The organism is Citrobacter sp. Cpo109, from assembly GCF_030332565.1.
Taxonomy (GTDB): domain Bacteria; phylum Pseudomonadota; class Gammaproteobacteria; order Enterobacterales; family Enterobacteriaceae; genus Citrobacter; species Citrobacter portucalensis.
Window position 1 is genome coordinate 226,198 of the sequence record NZ_JAOWHQ010000062.1, and the last position, 18,828, is coordinate 245,025.

19 protein-coding genes are annotated in these 18,828 nt (G+C 53.9%); 12 read left to right on the forward strand and 7 right to left on the reverse strand.

The genetic code is table 11. From position 1 onward, the window contains the following. Nucleotides 1-148 precede the first annotated feature (148 nt). Nucleotides 149-718, forward strand: coding sequence for a DNA-3-methyladenine glycosylase I (gene tag / locus OGY71_RS15135; protein WP_003827403.1), 570 nt, complete (start codon nt 149-151; stop codon nt 716-718). Continuing rightward, a complete protein-coding gene (locus OGY71_RS15140) occupies nt 708-1,148 on the forward strand; it encodes an N-acetyltransferase (protein WP_003827401.1) in 441 nt (146 codons plus the stop codon). The genes tag and OGY71_RS15140 overlap by 11 nt, the downstream gene beginning before the upstream one ends. Here OGY71_RS15140 and OGY71_RS15145 read toward each other — a convergent pair. Beyond that, nucleotides 1,117-3,450, reverse strand: coding sequence for a molybdopterin guanine dinucleotide-containing S/N-oxide reductase (locus tag OGY71_RS15145; protein WP_286613457.1), 2,334 nt, complete (start codon nt 3,448-3,450; stop codon nt 1,117-1,119). The genes OGY71_RS15140 and OGY71_RS15145 overlap by 32 nt on opposite strands. Nucleotides 3,451-3,609: 159 nt before the next feature. Here OGY71_RS15145 and OGY71_RS15150 point away from each other — a divergent pair, with 159 nt between their 5' ends. The 6 genes from OGY71_RS15150 to ghrB all read left to right on the forward strand — a co-directional run bounded on the left by OGY71_RS15150 (nt 3,610) and on the right by ghrB (nt 9,526). Continuing rightward, nucleotides 3,610-4,272, forward strand: coding sequence for an OmpA family lipoprotein (locus OGY71_RS15150; RefSeq protein WP_003827397.1), 663 nt, complete (start codon nt 3,610-3,612; stop codon nt 4,270-4,272). A 104-nt stretch (nt 4,273-4,376) separates the two neighbouring features. After that, nucleotides 4,377-5,393, forward strand: a complete 1,017-nt coding sequence (locus tag OGY71_RS15155; protein WP_100271779.1) for a LacI family DNA-binding transcriptional regulator — start codon at nt 4,377-4,379, stop codon at nt 5,391-5,393. A 99-nt stretch (nt 5,394-5,492) separates the two neighbouring features. After that, nucleotides 5,493-6,242 (forward strand): sugar phosphate isomerase/epimerase family protein, encoded by a 750-nt coding sequence (locus OGY71_RS15160; protein WP_286613458.1) that lies wholly within the window; start codon nt 5,493-5,495, stop codon nt 6,240-6,242. A gap of 3 nt (nt 6,243-6,245) precedes the next feature. Further along, a complete protein-coding gene (locus OGY71_RS15165; protein WP_071446719.1) occupies nt 6,246-7,184 on the forward strand; it encodes a sugar kinase in 939 nt (312 codons plus the stop codon). A 64-nt stretch (nt 7,185-7,248) separates the two neighbouring features. After that, nucleotides 7,249-8,529, forward strand: coding sequence for an MFS transporter (locus tag OGY71_RS15170; RefSeq protein ID WP_003827389.1), 1,281 nt, complete (start codon nt 7,249-7,251; stop codon nt 8,527-8,529). A 22-nt stretch (nt 8,530-8,551) separates the two neighbouring features. Then, nucleotides 8,552-9,526: a glyoxylate/hydroxypyruvate reductase GhrB gene (gene ghrB / locus OGY71_RS15175; RefSeq protein WP_063941887.1), complete on the forward strand. Its 975-nt coding sequence runs from the start codon at nt 8,552-8,554 to the stop codon at nt 9,524-9,526. Between the two features lie 57 nt (nt 9,527-9,583). Here ghrB and OGY71_RS15180 read toward each other — a convergent pair whose 3' ends face one another. Further along, nucleotides 9,584-10,294: a DUF3053 domain-containing protein gene (locus tag OGY71_RS15180; protein WP_003827386.1), complete on the reverse strand. Its 711-nt coding sequence runs from the start codon at nt 10,292-10,294 to the stop codon at nt 9,584-9,586. 380 nt (nt 10,295-10,674) lie between these two features. Here OGY71_RS15180 and OGY71_RS15185 point away from each other — a divergent pair, with 380 nt between their 5' ends. From OGY71_RS15185 to cueP, 3 genes are all read left to right on the forward strand, one after another. Continuing rightward, on the forward strand, nt 10,675-10,965 hold the full coding sequence (locus tag OGY71_RS15185; protein WP_003827383.1) for an HTH-type transcriptional regulator: 291 nt from the start codon (nt 10,675-10,677) through the stop codon (nt 10,963-10,965). A 279-nt stretch (nt 10,966-11,244) separates the two neighbouring features. Beyond that, a complete protein-coding gene (cspE, locus tag OGY71_RS15190; RefSeq protein ID WP_000014594.1) occupies nt 11,245-11,457 on the forward strand; it encodes a transcription antiterminator/RNA stability regulator CspE in 213 nt (70 codons plus the stop codon). Between the two features lie 188 nt (nt 11,458-11,645). Then, nucleotides 11,646-12,185 (forward strand): copper-binding periplasmic metallochaperone CueP, encoded by a 540-nt coding sequence (gene cueP, locus OGY71_RS15195; protein WP_003827382.1) that lies wholly within the window; start codon nt 11,646-11,648, stop codon nt 12,183-12,185. 66 nt (nt 12,186-12,251) lie between these two features. Here the strand turns inward: cueP and glyS are convergent, their stop codons facing one another. From glyS to OGY71_RS15210, 3 genes are all read right to left on the reverse strand, one after another. Further along, entirely contained in the window at nt 12,252-14,321 is a 2,070-nt protein-coding gene (glyS, locus tag OGY71_RS15200; RefSeq protein WP_191222038.1) for a glycine--tRNA ligase subunit beta, read from the reverse strand. A gap of 9 nt (nt 14,322-14,330) precedes the next feature. Then, entirely contained in the window at nt 14,331-15,242 is a 912-nt protein-coding gene (gene glyQ / locus OGY71_RS15205; RefSeq protein ID WP_001168551.1) for a glycine--tRNA ligase subunit alpha, read from the reverse strand. Between the two features lie 95 nt (nt 15,243-15,337). Beyond that, complete coding sequence (locus OGY71_RS15210; RefSeq protein WP_286605714.1) at nt 15,338-15,646, reverse strand: YsaB family lipoprotein; 309 nt, start codon at nt 15,644-15,646, stop codon at nt 15,338-15,340. Between the two features lie 172 nt (nt 15,647-15,818). Here OGY71_RS15210 and OGY71_RS15215 point away from each other — a divergent pair, with 172 nt between their 5' ends. Then, complete coding sequence (locus OGY71_RS15215) at nt 15,819-16,814, forward strand: acyltransferase (protein ID WP_003827371.1); 996 nt, start codon at nt 15,819-15,821, stop codon at nt 16,812-16,814. Here OGY71_RS15215 and yiaB read toward each other — a convergent pair. Continuing rightward, a complete protein-coding gene (gene yiaB / locus OGY71_RS15220; protein ID WP_003827369.1) occupies nt 16,811-17,176 on the reverse strand; it encodes an inner membrane protein YiaB in 366 nt (121 codons plus the stop codon). The genes OGY71_RS15215 and yiaB overlap by 4 nt on opposite strands. Before the next feature lie 167 nt (nt 17,177-17,343). Beyond that, nucleotides 17,344-18,798 (reverse strand): xylulokinase, encoded by a 1,455-nt coding sequence (xylB, locus tag OGY71_RS15225; protein WP_003827367.1) that lies wholly within the window; start codon nt 18,796-18,798, stop codon nt 17,344-17,346. Nucleotides 18,799-18,828: the final 30 nt, after the last annotated feature.

The following is an 18,828-nucleotide window of genomic DNA, read 5'->3' on the forward strand; positions in this document are numbered from 1 at the left end:
CAGAAAAGAGCCGAATTCGGCGATATTATTGTCATTGTGTGAAGGATATCGGGCCCATCAGGCCCTGTATTAAATATTGTCTTTTTAGCTGGCGCGTCAAGGCGGGCCGAATGAAATTTTTACGCCAGTAAAAACAGCGAGGAAGAATATGCAGCGTTGCGGATGGGTCAGCCAGGATCCACTTTACATTGCCTACCACGACAAGGAATGGGGCGTCCCCGAAACTGATGGTAATAAACTGTTCGAAATGATCTGCCTGGAAGGTCAGCAGGCCGGGTTATCGTGGATTACCGTACTCAAGAAACGGGAAAATTATCGCCACGCTTTCCACCATTTTGATCCGGAAAAAGTGGCGGCCATGACCGAAGAGGATGTGGAAAGGCTGGTACTGGATGCCGGCATTATTCGTCATCGCGGAAAAATTCAGGCCATTATCGGCAACGCTCGCGCTTTTCTGACGATGGCGCAAAACGGAGAGTCGTTTAGCGAATTCGTCTGGTCATTTGTTGATAACCAACCGCAAGTGACTCGCGCCGCCAACCTGAGTGATATTCCCACCTCCACGCCTGCGTCAGACGCGCTGTCTAAAGCGTTAAAAAAACGCGGATTTAAGTTTGTCGGTACCACCATTTGTTACTCCTTTATGCAGGCGTGCGGCCTGGTCAACGATCATGTCACCAGCTGCATCTGTTATCCGGGAGAACAACATGATTCGTGAATCCAAGGCTGAAGATCTGCCGTCAATTCTGGCGCTGTGGATGGAAAGCACAATCCATGCCCATCCGTTTATCGAAGAGCGCTACTGGCGCGAAAGTGAATCCGTGGTGCGGGATGTTTATCTGCCAGCCGCGCAAACCTGGGTTTGGGAAGAAGAAGGCGAGCTCAAAGGCTTTGCCAGCGTGATTGATGACCGCTTTCTCGGCGCGCTGTTTGTCGCACCTGCCGCCATCAGAAGCGGGATCGGCAAAGCGCTGGTGCAGCATGTCCAGCAGCGCTTTTCGATACTCAGCCTTGAGGTCTACCAGAAGAATCAATCAGCGGTGAACTTCTACCATGCGCTGGGTTTTCGCATTGAAGACGGCGCATGGCAGGAAGAGACTCACCACCCCACGTGGATTATGGGCTGGCAGGCGGATCAAACGCCGTAAGCGCCAACATTGGTCCGCTATATTTTTCAAGCCACGCCAGCGCAGTATTGCCCGCGCAGCCATTCCCCAACTTCGAGCTGGGGAGATCTTTGGTCAGCACGTTGACGGCGCCATTTTTACAAATACCGTTCGCTGCGAGATCCAAATCAGGCCACGCGCCTTCATGAATACAGATGACGCCGGGTTTAATACCCGCCGTCACCACCGCGCCCGCCAGAACTTGCCCGCGCTGGTTCCACACCCTGACCGTATCGCCATCCGCAATGCCGCGCGCGTGGGCGTCCTGCGGATGAATCGTTATCGGCTCACGATCCGCTACCGCGTACTGCTCACGTAGCGCACTGTAGTTAAGCTGACTATGCAAACGGTGCGCCGGATGGGCGGAAAGCAGCTGTAGCTGGTCCGGTTCGGCGTTACCGAACCACTCATCCGGCTCCAGCCACATCGGGTGCCCCCCGCAGTCCGCGTAACCGTAACCTGCAATCCTCGCGGAGTAGATTTCAATTTTTCCGCTGTCCGTTTTCAGCGGATGCGCCTGCGGGTCGCGGCGAAAATCCGCAAAACGGATAAACTGTGCGCTGGCGGCGTTTTCCGGCATTTCGATCAGGGCGTTGCGCTGCCAAAACTCGGCGAAAGGCGGCAATGTCACCTGCTGACTGGCCCCACGTTGCCCGGCAATATTGTAAAAAGTCTCCAGCCACGCCAGTTCGCTTTTACCTTCGGTGAACCGTTCATATCCGCCCTTTTCCCAGCGCTCACTCAGCTCGGCAAAGACATCAAAATCATTTCGCGCTTCGTCCTGCGGCGGTACGACCTGCTTCATCGGCACCAGGTGCTGGTTGCTGTAATCGCCGGTCATGGTCAAATCATTACGCTCAAAGGAGGTGGTTGCTGGCAGCACGATATCGGCATGCTTTGCTGCTGCGGTCCAGAAACACTCCGAGATGACCACCAGCTCCGGTTTTTGCCAGGCGCGAATTAAACGGTTAGTGTCCTGATGATGGGTGAAGTTAGCGCCACCCGCCCACCACAACATGCGAATGTCCGGGAAATGACGGTCCATGCCGTTGTGCTGGTAAAAACCACCGGGGTTCTCCAGCGCTTCAACAATTCGTGCCACCGGAATTTTATCTACCGCGTCGGTGCCGCCTTTAACGCTGCCCTGCATTGAAGCCAGTACCGCAGCCCGGCGCGTTGGGTTGCCGCCGTTGGCAAAATGGTACGACAGCCCAAAACCGCCGCCTGGCGTCCCGATTTGTCCGAGCATGGCGGCCAGGGTGACAATCATCCAGTGTTTCTGCTCGCCATACTGCTGGCGCTGCATTCCCCATCCGGCCATCAGCATGGTGGTATTTTGGTGAAATATCGCCGCAAGTTCGCGTATCTTCGCCGCCGGAATGCCACAAATATCTGCCGCCCATTCTGCCGTTTTTGCAACATCATCAGATTTACCCAGCAGGTAGTCGGCAAAACGGTCATATCCGGTGGTACACCGGGCGAGAAAGTCCTCGTCATGCCAGCCGTTTTCCACCAGCGTATGCGCGATGCCCAGCATCAGCGCTACGTCGGTCCCCATATGCGGGGCAATCCATTCCATCTTATCGCCAAAGAAATCGACGCTTTCCGATCGCATCGGATCGATACAGATCAAACGTTTACCGCTGTCGCGCAATGCCTCAAAGTACGCGAGGCCCTGCTCATCGGACGCGTTCCAGGCAATCTTGAGAGTGTTGAGCGGATTGGCGCTCCACAACACCACCACTTCGCTGTGCTCCAGCACCACCGGCCAGCTGGTTTGCTGCTGGTAAACTTCGTTCCCGCCCACCACGTACGGCATGATCGCCTGCGCAGCCCCCGTCGAGTAATCCCCCAGATGCCCGGTATAACCGCCCGCCAGCGTCATATAACGCTGTAACAGGGTCGCCGCTTTGTGTAACACGCCGTTGGAACGCCAGCCGTACGAACCGGCAAAAATTGAGGCCGGGCCGTAGCTGTCACGGATGCGTTTATGCTGCGTATGGATAAGATTCAGCGCGTCGTCCCAACTGACGCGAACAAACTCATCCTGCCCACGTACGCCCTGTGGGTTCTCCGGCGAGGCGAGAAACCCTTTACGCACCATCGGAAAACGTACCCGCGTTTTACTGTGAACCTGGTCGCGCACCACGGTTTGCAAAGAGTTGGGATGAGCGGTGGGCAGCGCGCCACGCGAGGAGAAAACCGTCTCACCATCAGTGTCGACGAGGATTGGTCCCCAGTGGGCGGCGGTTAACACCGAGTAATGTGCGGGTGAATTAGCCAAGATGGCGCTCCTGAATGCGATGTAACGGCTTATTTATTATGCCGTTCAATGTTACTTACAAATTTCAGAGTCTTCCCTGGAATTTTCTTCATGTTCACACGTCATAATCAACCGCCACGGTCGCTGTGGCAAAGAAGAAAAAGTCATTAAGGAATTAAGATGAAGAAACGTGTATTTGTTATTGCTGCCATCGTGAGCGGCGCCCTGGCGGTTTCTGGCTGCACAACAAACCCTTACACCGGCGAACGCGAAGCGGGTAAATCCGGCATTGGCGCAGGTATTGGCTCTCTGGTCGGCGCGGGCATTGGCGCACTCTCTTCTTCGAAGAAAGATCGCGGCAAAGGCGCACTGATTGGCGCAGCGGCTGGCGCGGCCGTTGGCGGTGGTATCGGCTATTACATGGACGTGCAGGAAGCGAAACTGCGCGAAAAAATGCAGGGAACGGGCGTCAGCGTGACGCGCAGTGGCGATAACATCATTCTGAACATGCCAAACAACGTCACCTTCGACAGCAGCAGTGCCAACCTGAAGCCTGCGGGTGCTAACACCCTGACCGGCGTGGCGATGGTACTGAAAGAGTATAATAAAACCGCCGTCAACGTGCTGGGCTTCACCGACAGCACCGGTAGCCAGGATCTGAATATGCGTCTGTCGCAGCAGCGCGCAGACTCCGTTGCCAGCGCCTTGATCACTCAAGGGGTCGCAGCTAACCGCATCCGCACTCAGGGTATGGGCCCGGCAAATCCAATCGCCAGCAACAGCACAGCGGAAGGTAAAGCGCAAAACCGCCGCGTAGAAATTACCTTAAGCCCGATCCAGTAACGTTTTGTGCCGGATGGAGACAGTCCGCGTCCATCCGGCATGAAGCACTTGCCATCGTTGATTTTCGCGTTAAGGTGTTGTCACCAAATTCAGGGAAATCAGCGATGAGCAAATCAACACGGGCAACCATCAGCGATGTGGCGAAAGCTGCAAAAACCGGCAAGACCAGCATTTCACGTTATCTCAACGGTGAAAAGCACCTGCTTTCCGACGCGCTGCTGGCCCGCATTGAACAAGCCATTGCCGATCTCGACTACCGTCCCAGCCTGATGGCAAGAGGCCTGAAACACGGTCGTACCCGCCTGATTGGCCTGATCATCGCCGATATTACTAATCCCTACTCCGTCAACGTGCTAAGTGGTATTGAAGCCGCCTGCCGCGATAAAGGCTTTACCCCGCTGGTGTGTAACACCAACAACGAAGTGGATCAGGAACTGCATTATCTCGATCTGCTGCGCAGCTACCAGGTCGAAGGGATTGTGGTCAACGCCGTCGGAATGCGCGAAGAGGGGCTGAACCGCCTGCAACAGTCTGCGCTGCCGATGGTGCTGATTGACCGTAAAATTCCCGATTTCGCCTGTGATATGGTCGGGCTGGATAACACCCAGGCGGCAACGGTTGCCACCGAACATCTGGTCGAACAAGGTTTTGAAGCCATCCTGTTCCTCAGCGAACCACTCGGCATGGTGAATACCCGCCGCGAACGCCTGAGCGCTTTTCGCACCACGCTCGCGCAATACCCCGGTGTTATCGCGCAAAATGCCGAAGTCCCGCTCACGGACAATACGCAACTGGACGACACCCTGCGCCAGTTTCACCAGCAGCATCGTGGCATGCGCAAAGCCGTTATCTCTGCCAACGGTGCCCTCACGCTACAAGTAGCCCGCGCCCTGAAACGCATTGGCCTCAACTGGGGGAGCGACATTGGCTTACTCGGCTTTGACGAACTGGAATGGGCAGAGCTGGCGGGCGTTGGTATTACCACGTTGAAACAACCCACCTGGCAGATTGGTTACACCGCCGTTGAGCAGGTTGTGCGCCGGATTGATGGCGGCTCCGCTGCCATTCAGGAACAGGTCTTCTCCGGCGAGCTGATCGTGCGCGGCTCTACCGCCCGTTAAATTACCTTCGTGATGGTGATCATAAATTCGACATCATGGACTTTTCTTTGGAACCGGTTCCATCTAGCGTTATAACAAGAACGCTAGTCTGGAGTTTCCATGAAAAGAAAAATTATGGTGGTCACAGCCGCTTACGGTCACGACCAGGTACGGGCCGCAGGCGGGCAAACGTCAATGCTGCCCATTATCGCTGAAGCCGGTGCTGACGGCGTCGAAATCCGCCGCGAGCTATTAACCGAGGTCGAGCTGAAAACGCTGTCAACGATGGCCTCTGCGATCGAAATCTTCGGCCTCCTGGCCTGTTACTCTGCGCCTGAACCGTTGTTCCTTGAGGACGGTAACCTCAACCCCCGTCTTCCAGAACTACTTGAGGAAGCGCAGGCCTTGCAGGCACTGTGGTTAAAAGTCTCCCTCGGCCATTTTTCCCATACCGAACAGTTCGACGTTCTACGCCAATGGCTGGACAACAGCGGAATGGAGCTGGTTGTCGAGAACGATCAGACCGACTGCGGACGCCTGCAGCCGATGCAGCGCTTTAACAAAGCCTGTCAGGCGCAAAACCTGCCGATATCTCTGACCTTCGATATGGGCAACTGGCTGTGGGTGGGCGACTCCCCAGAAGAAGCAGCACAAAACCTGGCGTCAACCGTTGGCTATATCCATGTCAAAGCCGCAGTTGCATATCACGACAGCTACCGCGCCGTACCGCCTGATGAAGCCGATCCGCGCTGGCTGGCGCTGCTAAAAACGCTGCCCAACGATGTCCCACGCGGCATTGAGTTCCCCCTGGAAGGGCAGGATTTGGTGGCGGTTACCCGCCGCTACGTTGAGCTGTTACGCGAGGAGTAACGCATGAAAAATTCACTGGATGTGGTCACTATTGGTGAAGCGATGGCGATGTTTGTCGCCACGCAAACCGGCGAACTGGCGGATGTGGAGCAGTTTATCAAGCGCGTTGCAGGCGCGGAGCTCAACGTGGCGACCGGTCTTGCCCGTCTGGGCCTGAAGGTCGGTTGGGTGAGCCGTGTAGGCAACGACAGTTTTGGACGTTTTATCGTTAAGTCGCTGGAAAAAGAAGGGATTGATGCGCAGGGAGTCACCCAGGACGGGCGTTACGCTACTGGCTTTCAGCTTAAATCTAAGGTCGAAAATGGAACCGATCCCATTGTGGAATATTTCCGTAAAGGTTCCGCTGCCAGCCACCTCAGCATTGAGGATTACCACGAGGCCTATTTCGCCAGCGCGCGCCACCTGCACCTGAGCGGCGTAGCAGCAGCACTTTCTGCCAGCTCTTATGAACTACTGGCGCATACCGCCCGCACCATGAAGGCCCAGGGGAAGACCATCTCGTTCGACCCGAACTTGCGCCCGGTATTGTGGAAAAGCGAAGCCGAAATGGTGGAAAAACTGAACCGCCTGGCATTTCAGGCAGACTGGGTTTTACCAGGGTTAAAAGAGGGCATGATTTTAACCGGTCAGCAAACGCCTGAAGCCATCGCCGACTTTTATCTGCGCCATGGCGTGAAGGCCGTGATCGTGAAAACCGGGGCTGATGGCGCCTGGTACAAAACCGCCAGCGGCGAACAAGGCTGCGTGGCACCGGTAAAAGTCGACAATGTGGTCGATACGGTCGGCGCAGGAGATGGCTTTGCCGTAGGCGTTATTAGCGCCCTGCTGGAAGGCCGCTCGCTGCATCAGGCGGTGACCCGCGGCAATAAAATTGGCGCACTGGCCATTCAGGTTCAGGGCGACAGCGAAGGATTACCCACACGTGAACAATTAGGGGAATAAACTCCCGGCCAACTCTGTACCCTACATACAGAGGCGGCGTATCAGCATAACCAGAGGGCAGTCTATGAATAGCTCAACTAATGCAGCAAAACGCTGGTGGTACATCATGCCAATCGTGTTTATCACGTATAGCCTGGCGTACCTTGACCGCGCGAACTTCAGCTTCGCCTCCGCCGCCGGTATCAACGAGGACCTCGGCATTACCAAGGGGATCTCTTCCCTGCTGGGCGCACTGTTTTTCCTCGGCTATTTCTTCTTTCAGATCCCGGGCGCAATTTACGCTGAACGCCGCAGCGTACGAAAACTGATTTTTGTCTGTCTGATCCTCTGGGGCGCATGCGCGTCGTTAACCGGCATGGTCAGCAATATTCCAATGCTTGCCGCCATCCGCTTTATTCTTGGCGTCGTTGAAGCCGCCGTGATGCCGGCAATGCTGATTTATATCAGCAACTGGTTTACGAAATCTGAACGCTCGCGCGCAAACACTTTCCTGATCCTCGGTAATCCGGTCACCGTCCTGTGGATGTCCGTGGTTTCCGGTTACCTGATTCAGGCGCTGGGCTGGCGGGAAATGTTCATCATCGAGGGCTTCCCGGCCATCATCTGGGCGTTCTGCTGGTGGGTGCTGGTAAAAGACAAACCGTCTCAGGTCGGTTGGCTGTCAGAATCTGAAAAAGCCGCCCTTCAGGCACAACTGGAAAAAGAGCAGCAAGGCATCAAAGCCGTACGTAACTATAGCGAGGCTTTCCGCTCACGTAACGTCATCCTGCTGTGTATGCAGTATTTCGCCTGGAGTATTGGCGTCTATGGTTTTGTCCTGTGGCTGCCGTCGATTATCCGCAACGGCGGCGCAAACCTGGGGATGGTGGAAGTTGGTTGGCTGTCATCCGTACCGTATCTGGCGGCAACGGCGGCGATGATCCTCGTCTCCTGGGCGTCCGATAAGCTGCAAAACCGTAAGCTGTTTGTCTGGCCACTGTTACTGATCGCGGCGTTCGCATTTATCGGCTCCTGGGCCGTAGGCGCAGACCACTTCTGGATTTCTTACACGCTGTTGGTTATTGCAGGCGCGGCAATGTATGCCCCCTATGGTCCCTTCTTCGCCATCATCCCGGAAATGCTGCCGCGCAATGTCGCCGGTGGGGCAATGGCGCTGATCAACAGCATGGGCGCGCTAGGTTCATTCTTTGGTTCATGGTTTGTCGGCTACCTCAATGGCGCTACCGGCAGCCCGTCTGCCTCGTACATTTTTATGGGGGTAGCGCTTTTTGTCTCAGTGTGGCTAACTCTCATTGTTAAGCCTGCTAATAATCAACAGCTACCTATTGGCGCACGCCACGCTTAAATTTTAACTTACGGAGATTCGCATGAAGCCGTCCATTATTCTCTATAAAGCGTTACCTGACGATTTACTGCATCGCCTGGAAGAACATTTTACTGTGACTCAGGTGCCTAACCTGCGCCCGGAAACGGTCGCACAGCACGCCGACGCTTTTGCCAATGCAGAAGGTCTGCTGGGCTCCAGTGAAGCCGTCAATACCGCTCTGCTGGAGAAAATGCCCAGGCTGCGTGCGACATCTACGATTTCCGTAGGCTATGACAACTTCGACGTCGATGCCCTCAACGCGCGTAAGGTGCTGTTGATGCACACGCCAACCGTGCTGACGGAAACCGTCGCCGATACGGTAATGGCGCTGGTGTTAAGCACCGCTCGCCGCGTAGTGGAAGTTGCCGAACGGGTAAAGGTCGGCGAATGGACCAAAAGTATCGGACCGGACTGGTTTGGTACCGATGTACACCACAAAACGCTGGGGATTGTCGGTATGGGCCGCATTGGGCTGGCGCTGGCACAACGTGCGCATTTCGGCTTTAGCATGCCGATTCTCTATAATGCGCGCCGTCATCATCAGGAAGCAGAAGAACGCTTTAATGCACGTTACTGCGACCTCGATACGCTGTTGCAGGAGTCTGATTTTGTCTGCCTGATCCTGCCGTTAACCGACGAAACGCATCATCTGTTCAGCACCGAGCAGTTTGCCAAAATGAAGTCTTCCGCCATTTTCATTAACGCCGGACGTGGCCCGGTGGTCGATGAAAAAGCGTTGATTGCCGCCCTGCAAAAAGGCGAAATTCATGCCGCTGGCCTGGATGTATTTGAGCAAGAGCCATTACCGGTAGACTCACCGCTGCTGTCACTGCCCAACGTGGTGGCCGTACCGCACATTGGTTCAGCCACGCACGAAACGCGCTACAACATGGCGGCCTGTGCGGTGGATAACTTAATCGATGCGCTGCAAGGACGCGTTGAGAAGAACTGCGTAAACCCGCAGGTCGCATCATAAACAAAAGGCCGGGTGCGCTTACGCTCACCCGGCCTTTCATGTATTACCGTATCTTAATTACTGAGCGGCATTCACCGCAGCAGTCCAGGCCTGATTAAATGCCTGATGCTGAGCAGCCAACGGGCCAATCAGCGTATTGTACTGACTTGCCTGCTGTGACGTTGGGAACTGGATACCGTTGGCGACAAAGCTCACCTGCGTATCCTGCTGCGCCACAAAATCACCAACCTGCACCAACTGCTGCGTGAAAATTTGCGCGGCAGGGATCAGCGGCTGTAAGGCCTCTGCTGGTGCAGTAACAACTTTGTTGTACACCTGATCAAAGACCGGCTTCAGATCTTCGCCCTGCTTCAGCGCGCCATGCGCAGCATCTGCCTGTAGTTTCGCATTCTGCAACTGTTGCCCTAATACACCTAGCGCACCATTTGCCTGACGCAGCGGTTCACGCTGAGTCACATAATCCTGAGGAACACGAATCGCATTTACGCTATCAACCACCGGGCGCAGACCGGAGTCCATCGCCTGATTAACCTGCTGCGAATAGCCATACAGAATCGCGTAATCGGACACAAACGGGCCAAACTGTTTTTTCTGATCGGCGGTCAGCGTTGGTAAACGCTCTCCGCTACGCATTGCAGTATTCTGCAGAAAATCGATAAACGCTTTGCGTTGATCGCCTTCTTTATCAAAACACCCACTCAGGCCAACTACCATTAAGAGCGCCAAAACAGGCGCAAACCAGCGAGAGCAGGACTTACCTGTCGCCATTTTAATACTCCTTTCACCCAAAAATGCGCACAACGACACCCGCGTGCCTGACGTTGACAAGGATAGTCCAGGTCAGCCCCGCAAGATACCCTTTCCGCGTAATCTTGTGGGGGAAAATAACCGTTCCCACCACCGTTCGTTTTGCTAAACAATGCTGCATTTACCACTCGGCGTCATATTTTAGTCATCTTTACAATCGGAATCGATCGTTCGGAGATCCCGACCTTTATCAGTTCGTTAGCCAGCAAAAGATTATCACCTGCGATCCGCTGAAACGAATCCATCACACAAACCTTAAATCCGGCTTCATTTTTTCCGACTACTCTTAATGAGCTTCGAAGAAATTCACGATCCCGCTGTGTGATTTGTAGGAGTTCTCAATGGAATACAAAGATCCTATGTTTGAACTGCTAAGCAGTCTGGAGCAGATTGTTTTTAAAGATGTATCGCAGACGGTCACTCTGCCGCAAAAAACCAACCCTTTCACCGAATTTGAACAGCTACGACGAGGGACAGGTTTAAAAACAGATGATTTTGCCCGAGTGATGGGCGTGACGGTCGCGATGGTTCATGAATGGGAGTCTAAACGCGTAAAGCCTTCCACTACCGAATTGAAGTTAATGCGCCTGATTCAGGCAGACCCTAGGTTAAGTAAGCAACTGATGGATTGAACTATTTTTCAATTTTGCTTAAGAACGGTCCTGTTACAGGGCCGTTCTCTTACGAAGGTTATCCACAAAAAAGAAAATAGTAGTTGCATCCACATGCGTAAAATGAGTTAATGCCCTCAACGGTTTGACGTACAGACCATTACAGCAGTTAGTAAGGCAAGTCCCTTCAAGAGTTATCGTTGATACCCTTCGTAGTGAGCATTTCCTTTACTGTTAAAAAATCTGTAAAGCACGCCATATCGCCGAAAGGCACACTTATTTTTTAAAAGGTAATACACTATGTCCGGTAAAATGACTGGTATCGTAAAATGGTTCAACGCTGACAAAGGTTTCGGCTTCATCACTCCTGACGATGGCTCTAAAGACGTGTTCGTACACTTCTCTGCTATCCAGAACGATGGCTACAAATCTCTGGACGAAGGTCAGAAAGTTTCCTTCACCATCGAAAGCGGCGCTAAAGGCCCGGCAGCTGGCAACGTAACCAGCCTGTAAGCTTAAAAAGCTCAAAAATTCTGAATCCCTGCCAAACGGCGGGGATTTTTTTTATCTGTACTTCGCAGCACATCCCACCTAAACGCTTCTTTGCATTACTTTACCCGTCGCCCCTTTGACCTTTCCCTAAGGGCAAGCTTTATAGTGAGCCAGTCTATATTCCACAATTTTCACAAGGAATTGAAGCTATGTCGAAATCCTCACTGCTGCTGATTTTAGGTTTGCTCACCACTGGTACTGCGTTCGCGGCAACGCCGGAAGCTACTTTTCTGGCCGAACACGGACTTAGCGGGAAATCCGTCGAACAAATCGTAGAAACGATCGATCAATCACCGCAGAGTCGCCCGCTGCCGTATTCAGCGTCCATCACCAGCACCGCGCTGAAGCTCTCTTCGGGCGATCAGGTTTATACCCTGCCGCTCGGTGACAAGTTCTATCTGTCGTTTGCCCCGTATGAATGGCAAACACATCCTTGCTTCAACCACAGCCTTTCTGGCTGCCAGGGCGAAATGCCGGAGAAGACATTCAATGTCAAAGTGACGGATAACAAGGGTGATGTGGTGGTACAAAAAGCGATGAAGAGCGGCCGTAATGGCTTTGTCGGGGTATGGCTACCGCGCAATATGGAAGGCACCATCGCAGTGAGCTACAACGGTAAAACGGCGAAGTATCCTATTAAGACGATGGAAGACAGCCAGACCTGTCTGACAAAATTGCAGTTGCGCTAATAACATAAAAAAATGCCGGATAAGGCGAAGCCGCCATCCGGCATTTTCTAAGTCAGCGCAGGGCCATTACTGCAGCAGAGAAATATCCGCCACGCGCAGGAACAGCTCGCGCAGTTTTTCGAGCATAGACAGACGGTTAATACGCAGATCTTTATCTTCTACGTTGACCATCACTTTCTCGAAGAACGCATCAACCGGTTCACGCAGTTCCGCCAACTCAACCAGCGCTTCCTGGTAACGACCGGCAGCGAAGACAGGCTCCAGCTTATCGCGCAGCACAACCACCTGCATTGCCAGCGCAATTTCTTCCGGCTCTTTCAGCGTCGCCGCATTCACGCGGTCATTCAGCGTCTCTTCAGACTTCGCAAGGATGTTCGATACACGCTTGTTCGCGGCAGCCAGCGCGGACGCGGCTTCCAGCGTACGGAAGTGCGAAACCGCCTTCATACGTGCGTCAAAATCAGCCGGACGAGTCGGACGACGTGCCAGTACGGCCTGAATGGTGTCGACGGTGTAACCTTCGTCCTGATACCAGGCGCGGAAGCGACCGAGCATAAAGTCGATAACGTCATCCACCACGTTGGAGTTGGTCAGCTTGTCACCATACAGATGAACCGCTTCTTCGGTCAGCGTTTGCAGATCCAGATTCAGGTTCTTCTCAACGATAATACGCAGCACACCCAGCGCAGCACGACGCAGCGCAAACGGGTCTTTGTCGCCTTTCGGATGCTGACCAATACCGAAGATACCCGCCAGGGTGTCCATCTTGTCAGCAATCGCCACGGCACAAGCTACCGGGTTCGACGGCAGATCATCACCGGCAAAACGCGGCTGATACTGTTCGTTCAGCGCCACGGCTACATCTTCCGCTTCGCCATCGTGACGCGCGTAGTGCATGCCCATCACACCCTGGGTGTCGGTGAACTCGAAGACCATGTTGGTCATCAGGTCACACTTGGACAGCAGGCCAGCACGCGTTGCGTGGTTAACATCAGCGCCAATCTGACCAGCAATCCAGCCCGCCAGAGCCTGGATACGGTCAGTCTTGTCGCGCAGCGTACCCAGTTGCTGTTGGAACAGCACGGTTTGCAGACGCGGCAGATGGTCTTCCAGACGTTTTTTACGGTCGGTATTGAAGAAGAACTCGGCATCCGCCAGGCGCGGACGAACGACTTTCTCGTTACCGGAGATAATCTGGATCGGATCTTTCGATTCGATGTTGGCAACGAAGATAAAGTTCGGCAGCAGTTTGCCGTCGTTCGCGTAAACCGGGAAGTACTTCTGGTCACCTTTCATGGTGTGTACCAGCGCTTCAGACGGAACTGCGAGGAATTTCTCTTCGAACTTCGCGGTCAGCACTACCGGCCATTCCACCAGCGAGGTGACTTCTTCCAGCAGGCTTTCGCTCAGATCAGCGTTACCGCCAATCTTACGCGCCGCTTCTTCAGCATCGGCTTTGATTTTCGCTTTACGCTCAGCGTAATCCGCAATTACTTTGCCGCGCTCACGCAGGATTTCCGGGTACTGATCGGCAGAATCGATGGTGAATTCCGGCTCGCCCATAAAGCGGTGCCCGCGGATCACGCGATCGGACTGAATGCCCAGAATCGTTGCCGGAATCACTTTGTCGCCCAGCAGCAGGGTCACGGTGTGAACCGGACGCACGAAGTGGACATCAGACGCGCCCCAGCGCATCAGTTTCGGGATAGGCAGCTTCGCCAGTGACGTGGCGATCATGTTTGGCAGCAGCGTTTCTGCGCTTTCGCCTTTTACATACGCACGGTACAGCAACCATTCGCCTTTGTCGGTAGTCAGACGCTCAGCCTGATCAACCGTGATGCCGCAGCCACGTGCCCAACCTTCTGCCGCTTTGCTCGGTTTGCCTTCAGCGTCAAACGCCTGGGCAATGGCCGGACCGCGTTTTTCAACTTCGCGATCGGGTTGAGATTCCGCCAGATTCGCGACTTTCAGCGCCAGACGACGCGGCGCGGCGAACCACTCAACGTTGCCGTGCGCGATGCCAGCGTTATCCAGCTCCGCGGTAAAGTTTGCAGCAAAGGACTCAGCCAGGCTGCGCAGTGCTTTTGGTGGCAGCTCTTCAGTGCCGATTTCCACCAGAAAAGTTTTCTCAGACATGGCCGCCTCTTATTTGTCTTTGTTGCACATCGGGAAGCCAAGGGCTTCACGGGAAGCGTAGTAAGCTTCTGCCACTGCTTTGGTCAGGGTGCGAATGCGCAGGATATAGCGCTGACGCTCGGTGACGGAGATGGCTTTACGTGCATCCAGCAGGTTGAAGCTATGGGCGGCTTTCAGAATACGTTCATACGCAGGCAGCGGCAGCGGATTTTCCAGCGCCAGCAGCTGCTGCGCTTCTTTCTCGTACTGCTCGAAGCAGGTGAACAGGAAGTCCACGTCGGCGTATTCGAAGTTGTAGGTGGATTGCTCCACTTCGTTCTGATGGAACACGTCGCCGTAAGTGGTTTTACCCAGCGGGCCGTCGCTCCAGACCAGGTCGTAAACGCTGTCTACGCCCTGAATGTACATGGCCAGACGTTCCAGACCGTAGGTAATTTCCCCGGTTACTGGTTTACATTCCAGACCACCAACCTGCTGGAAGTAGGTGAACTGCGTCACTTCCATGCCGTTCAGCCACACTTCCCAACCCAGCCCCCAGGCACCCAGCGTCGGGTTTTCCCAGTTATCTTCCACGAAACGGATATCGTGAATGGTCGGGTCCATACCCAGTTCTTTCAGAGAACCCAGGTACAGCTCCTGAATGTTGTCCGGAGACGGCTTAATCACTACCTGGAACTGATAGTAGTGCTGTAAGCGGTTCGGGTTTTCGCCATAGCGGCCATCGGTCGGACGACGAGAAGGCTGCACATAAGCAGTCGCCATCGGCTCCGGCCCCAGCGCACGCAGGCAGGTCATTGGGTGAGATGTTCCCGCGCCGACTTCCATGTCCAATGGTTGAACAATGGTGCAGCCCTGGCGAGCCCAGTAATCCTGTAAGGTCAGGATCAAGCCCTGGAAGGTCCTGGTATCAAACTTTTGCATATTATTTCGTGCTGGATACGTGTGGATTTAAAGGAAGCGATCAGTATACCCGCTGGCTGCAAGATATACAGTACGAAACGGGAAAAAGGGGGAACTTAGCGCATGGAAAGGTGCAAAAACTGCCCGTCTGCATCAAAAGAACAGACAAAACTCTCTTTACGGAAGGTAGAACCACGCATCTCATAGCTGCCCTGGAATTGTTCCAGGCCGGAGATATCAATTTTCTGCGTGCCAGTGTTGTAGCGTTGCGCCGCCTCATTTTTGCACAATGACTCCATATCCAGCGAACGCGTGGCACTGACCTTAACCTTTTGCGCTTTCTGCGCAGGTGCAGACGATTGTGTTTCAGCGCACGCTACCAGCAAAAGGGTAGCGATTGCGGGAAAGAAATACTTCATCATCATTTTATTACCGCCTGGTTTGCTGGTCAGTCTTATTATTAGTGTCTGGAAACAGATCCTATTTTGAGAATCTCATCAGACCATCTCAAGCTTTAGCGTAAGAACTCGGATTATTCCAGTGAGCTACGTTCGCAAAATATCGGTCAGACTTTTTTTAATGGACACAGAGGAACTGATGCAGCCCAAAATTTTCTGGATTGATAACCTGCGCGGGATAGCCTGTTTAATGGTCGTGATGATCCACACCACAACCTGGTACATCACCAATGCGCAAAGCGTCAGCCCGTTGAATTGGGATCTGGCTAACGTGCTCAATTCAGCCTCTCGCGTCAGCGTTCCGCTGTTCTTTATGATTTCGGGCTATCTGTTCTTTGGTGAGCGTAGCGCCAAACCGCGCCATTTCCTGCGCATCGCGCTTTGCATTCTGTTTTACAGCAGCGTGGCGCTGGCCTATATCCTGCTGTTTACCTCGATCAACGCTGAGCTGTCGCTGAAGAACCTGCTGCAAAAGCCGGTGTTCTATCATCTGTGGTTTTTCTTCGCGATCGCCGTCATCTACCTGGTTTCTCCGCTGATACAGGTGAAAAATATCAGCGGCAAGATGCTACTGGCGCTCATGGTTGTGATTGGGGTGATTGCCAATCCCAACACCGTCTCGCAAAAAATCGGCGGCTTTGAGTGGCTCCCTGTCAACCTGTACATCAGTGGCGATACTTTCTATTACATCCTGTACGGCATGCTGGGCCGGGCGATTGGCATGATGGATACGCAAAAGCGTGCGCTCAGCTGGCTCTGTGCGACGGTATTTATTACCGCAGTATTTATTATTTCTCGTGGCACATTGCATGAACTGCGCTGGCGAGGCAATTTTGCCGATACCTGGTACCTCTACTGCGGCCCAGCGGTATTTATTTGCGCCGCCTCGCTCCTGACGCTGGTCAAAAATACGCTCAGCACACGTACTCTGCCGCTACTGGGCCTTATTTCTCGCCATTCATTGGGCATATATGGTTTTCATGCGCTGATCATTCACGCACTACGTACCAACGGAATTGAACTCAAAAACTGGCCACCGCTGGATATGCTGTGGATTTTCAGCGCCACGCTGGCGGGAAGCCTGCTGCTGTCCGTATTGTTGCAACGTATCGATACGCGCAGGCTGGTGAGTTAGGTGTCTCCAGGCAGCGCCTGATTACGCGAACGCTGCAGTAAAAATTGCCCCATTAAACAGACGAAGAATGCTGCCGGGTATAACCCTATTTCAAAGGGTGCCAACGGGGCATTCCACACCCCCACCAGCAACAACCCTATCGTGATGAGCGCCACCATCTGACACACGGAAGCGAAGCGTTCATCAATTTGATTGAGATTTACTGCACGTTGATAGGCATACGTAACGAACATCCCCGTCATCAGCGCCCCCAAAAAATACCCCTTGCCGCTCAGTAACGGGCATGCGCGCCATAAACCGATACTGTAAGTCAGTATGCCTGAGAGGAATAATATCCATGGCAACAGCCTGGTTGTCTTCATTGGGATCTCCTTATCCATCATGGATACAATATGAATAACCCGCTAAAGACAACACAGAAAAAAGCGACTAAACAGGACTTTCAGAATACATCCATACGTGTAATTTATTATTTTTGTGGATATATGCATGCGGCAAATTCCCCTCTGCTAGCCAGAGGGGAAAGTGGTCAGGACATCAGCGGTTGTAATTGCTGATAGATACGACGGAAGGTTTCTCGACGCTGTTGATAACGAGCATGACGCTCCGCGTCAGGATAATGCGCCTGCTCCAGCGTAAGCTGAGGCAGTAACTCTGATAACGACGTTTGCGGATTCATGGCAACTTGCGCCAGGCGCGCCGCGCCGAGTGCAGGGCCAACGTCACCGCCGGTACGGTAATCCAGCTGCAATCCGCTGATGTCAGATAGCATCTGACGCCAGTATTCGCTACGTGCCCCGCCGCCGATCAGCGTAATGCTGGCGGGCTGAATGCCACAGGCATGTACCACGTCCATACCGTCAGCCAGCGCAAAACCCACACCTTCCAGCACCGCCTGTGCCAGTTCTGCCGGACCATGCTGATGCGTCAGACCGAAAAAAACGCCCTTGGCCTGCGGATTGTTATGCGGCGTACGCTCGCCGGACAAATAAGGTAAAAACCAGACCGGCTCCGCGTGTTCATCCGCCTGTTGCGCAGCGTCAATCAACGCAGGAACGCTCACCAGTCCGGTTAATTTTGCCGCCCAGTCCAGACACGATGCCGCACTTAACATTACAGACATCAGATGCCATCGCTCAGGCAAAGCATGGCAAAAACTGTGAACCGCACTTTCCGGTTTGCTTAGGAAACCATCACTCACCGCAAAATAGACGCCGGATGTCCCCAGCGAAAGCATCGCCTGACCGGCATTCATCATGCCTACGCCAACCGCGCCCGCCGCGTTATCACCGCCTCCGGCAACCACCGCAACCTCCTCCATTCCCCAGGCTTTGGCGACGTCTGGCAATAAGGTTCCGGTAATCTCGCTGCCTTCATAGAGCGCAGGCATATGTGCTCGAGTCAGTTTACAGGCAGCCAGCATGACATCGCTCCAGTCACGCTTCGCGACATCCAGCCACATTGTCCCTGCCGCATCAGACATATCGCTGGCAAAATCACCGGTCATGCGCAAACGCAGGTAATCTTTCGGCAGCAGGACTTTATCAATCTGGTTGAAAATCTCCGGCTCGTGGCGTTGCACCCATAGCAGTTTTGGCGCGGTAAAGCCAGGCATCATCAGGTTGCCAGTGATCGCTCGAGACTGCGGAACCTGATTCTCCAGCATCACGCACTCTTCAGCACAGCGACCGTCGTTCCATAAGATAGCCGGACGCAATACCTTCTGTTGTTCATCCAGTAGCGTCGCGCCGTGCATCTGCCCGGCAATCCCCAACGCTTTCACCTTGCGGAGTGAATGCTGCTGACCCAGTGCTTTTACCGCGCGATCCGTTGCCAGCCACCACTGCTCAGGGTCTTGTTCTGACCATAACGGATGCGGGCGCGAGACGGTGAGTTTCTCCGTTTGTGAAGCCACCACATCGCCCTGCTCATTGAGCAGAATGGCCTTTACGCCTGATGTGCCAAGATCTATCCCGATATACATAAGGCATCGTTCCTTAAAGAAAGGCCCGGT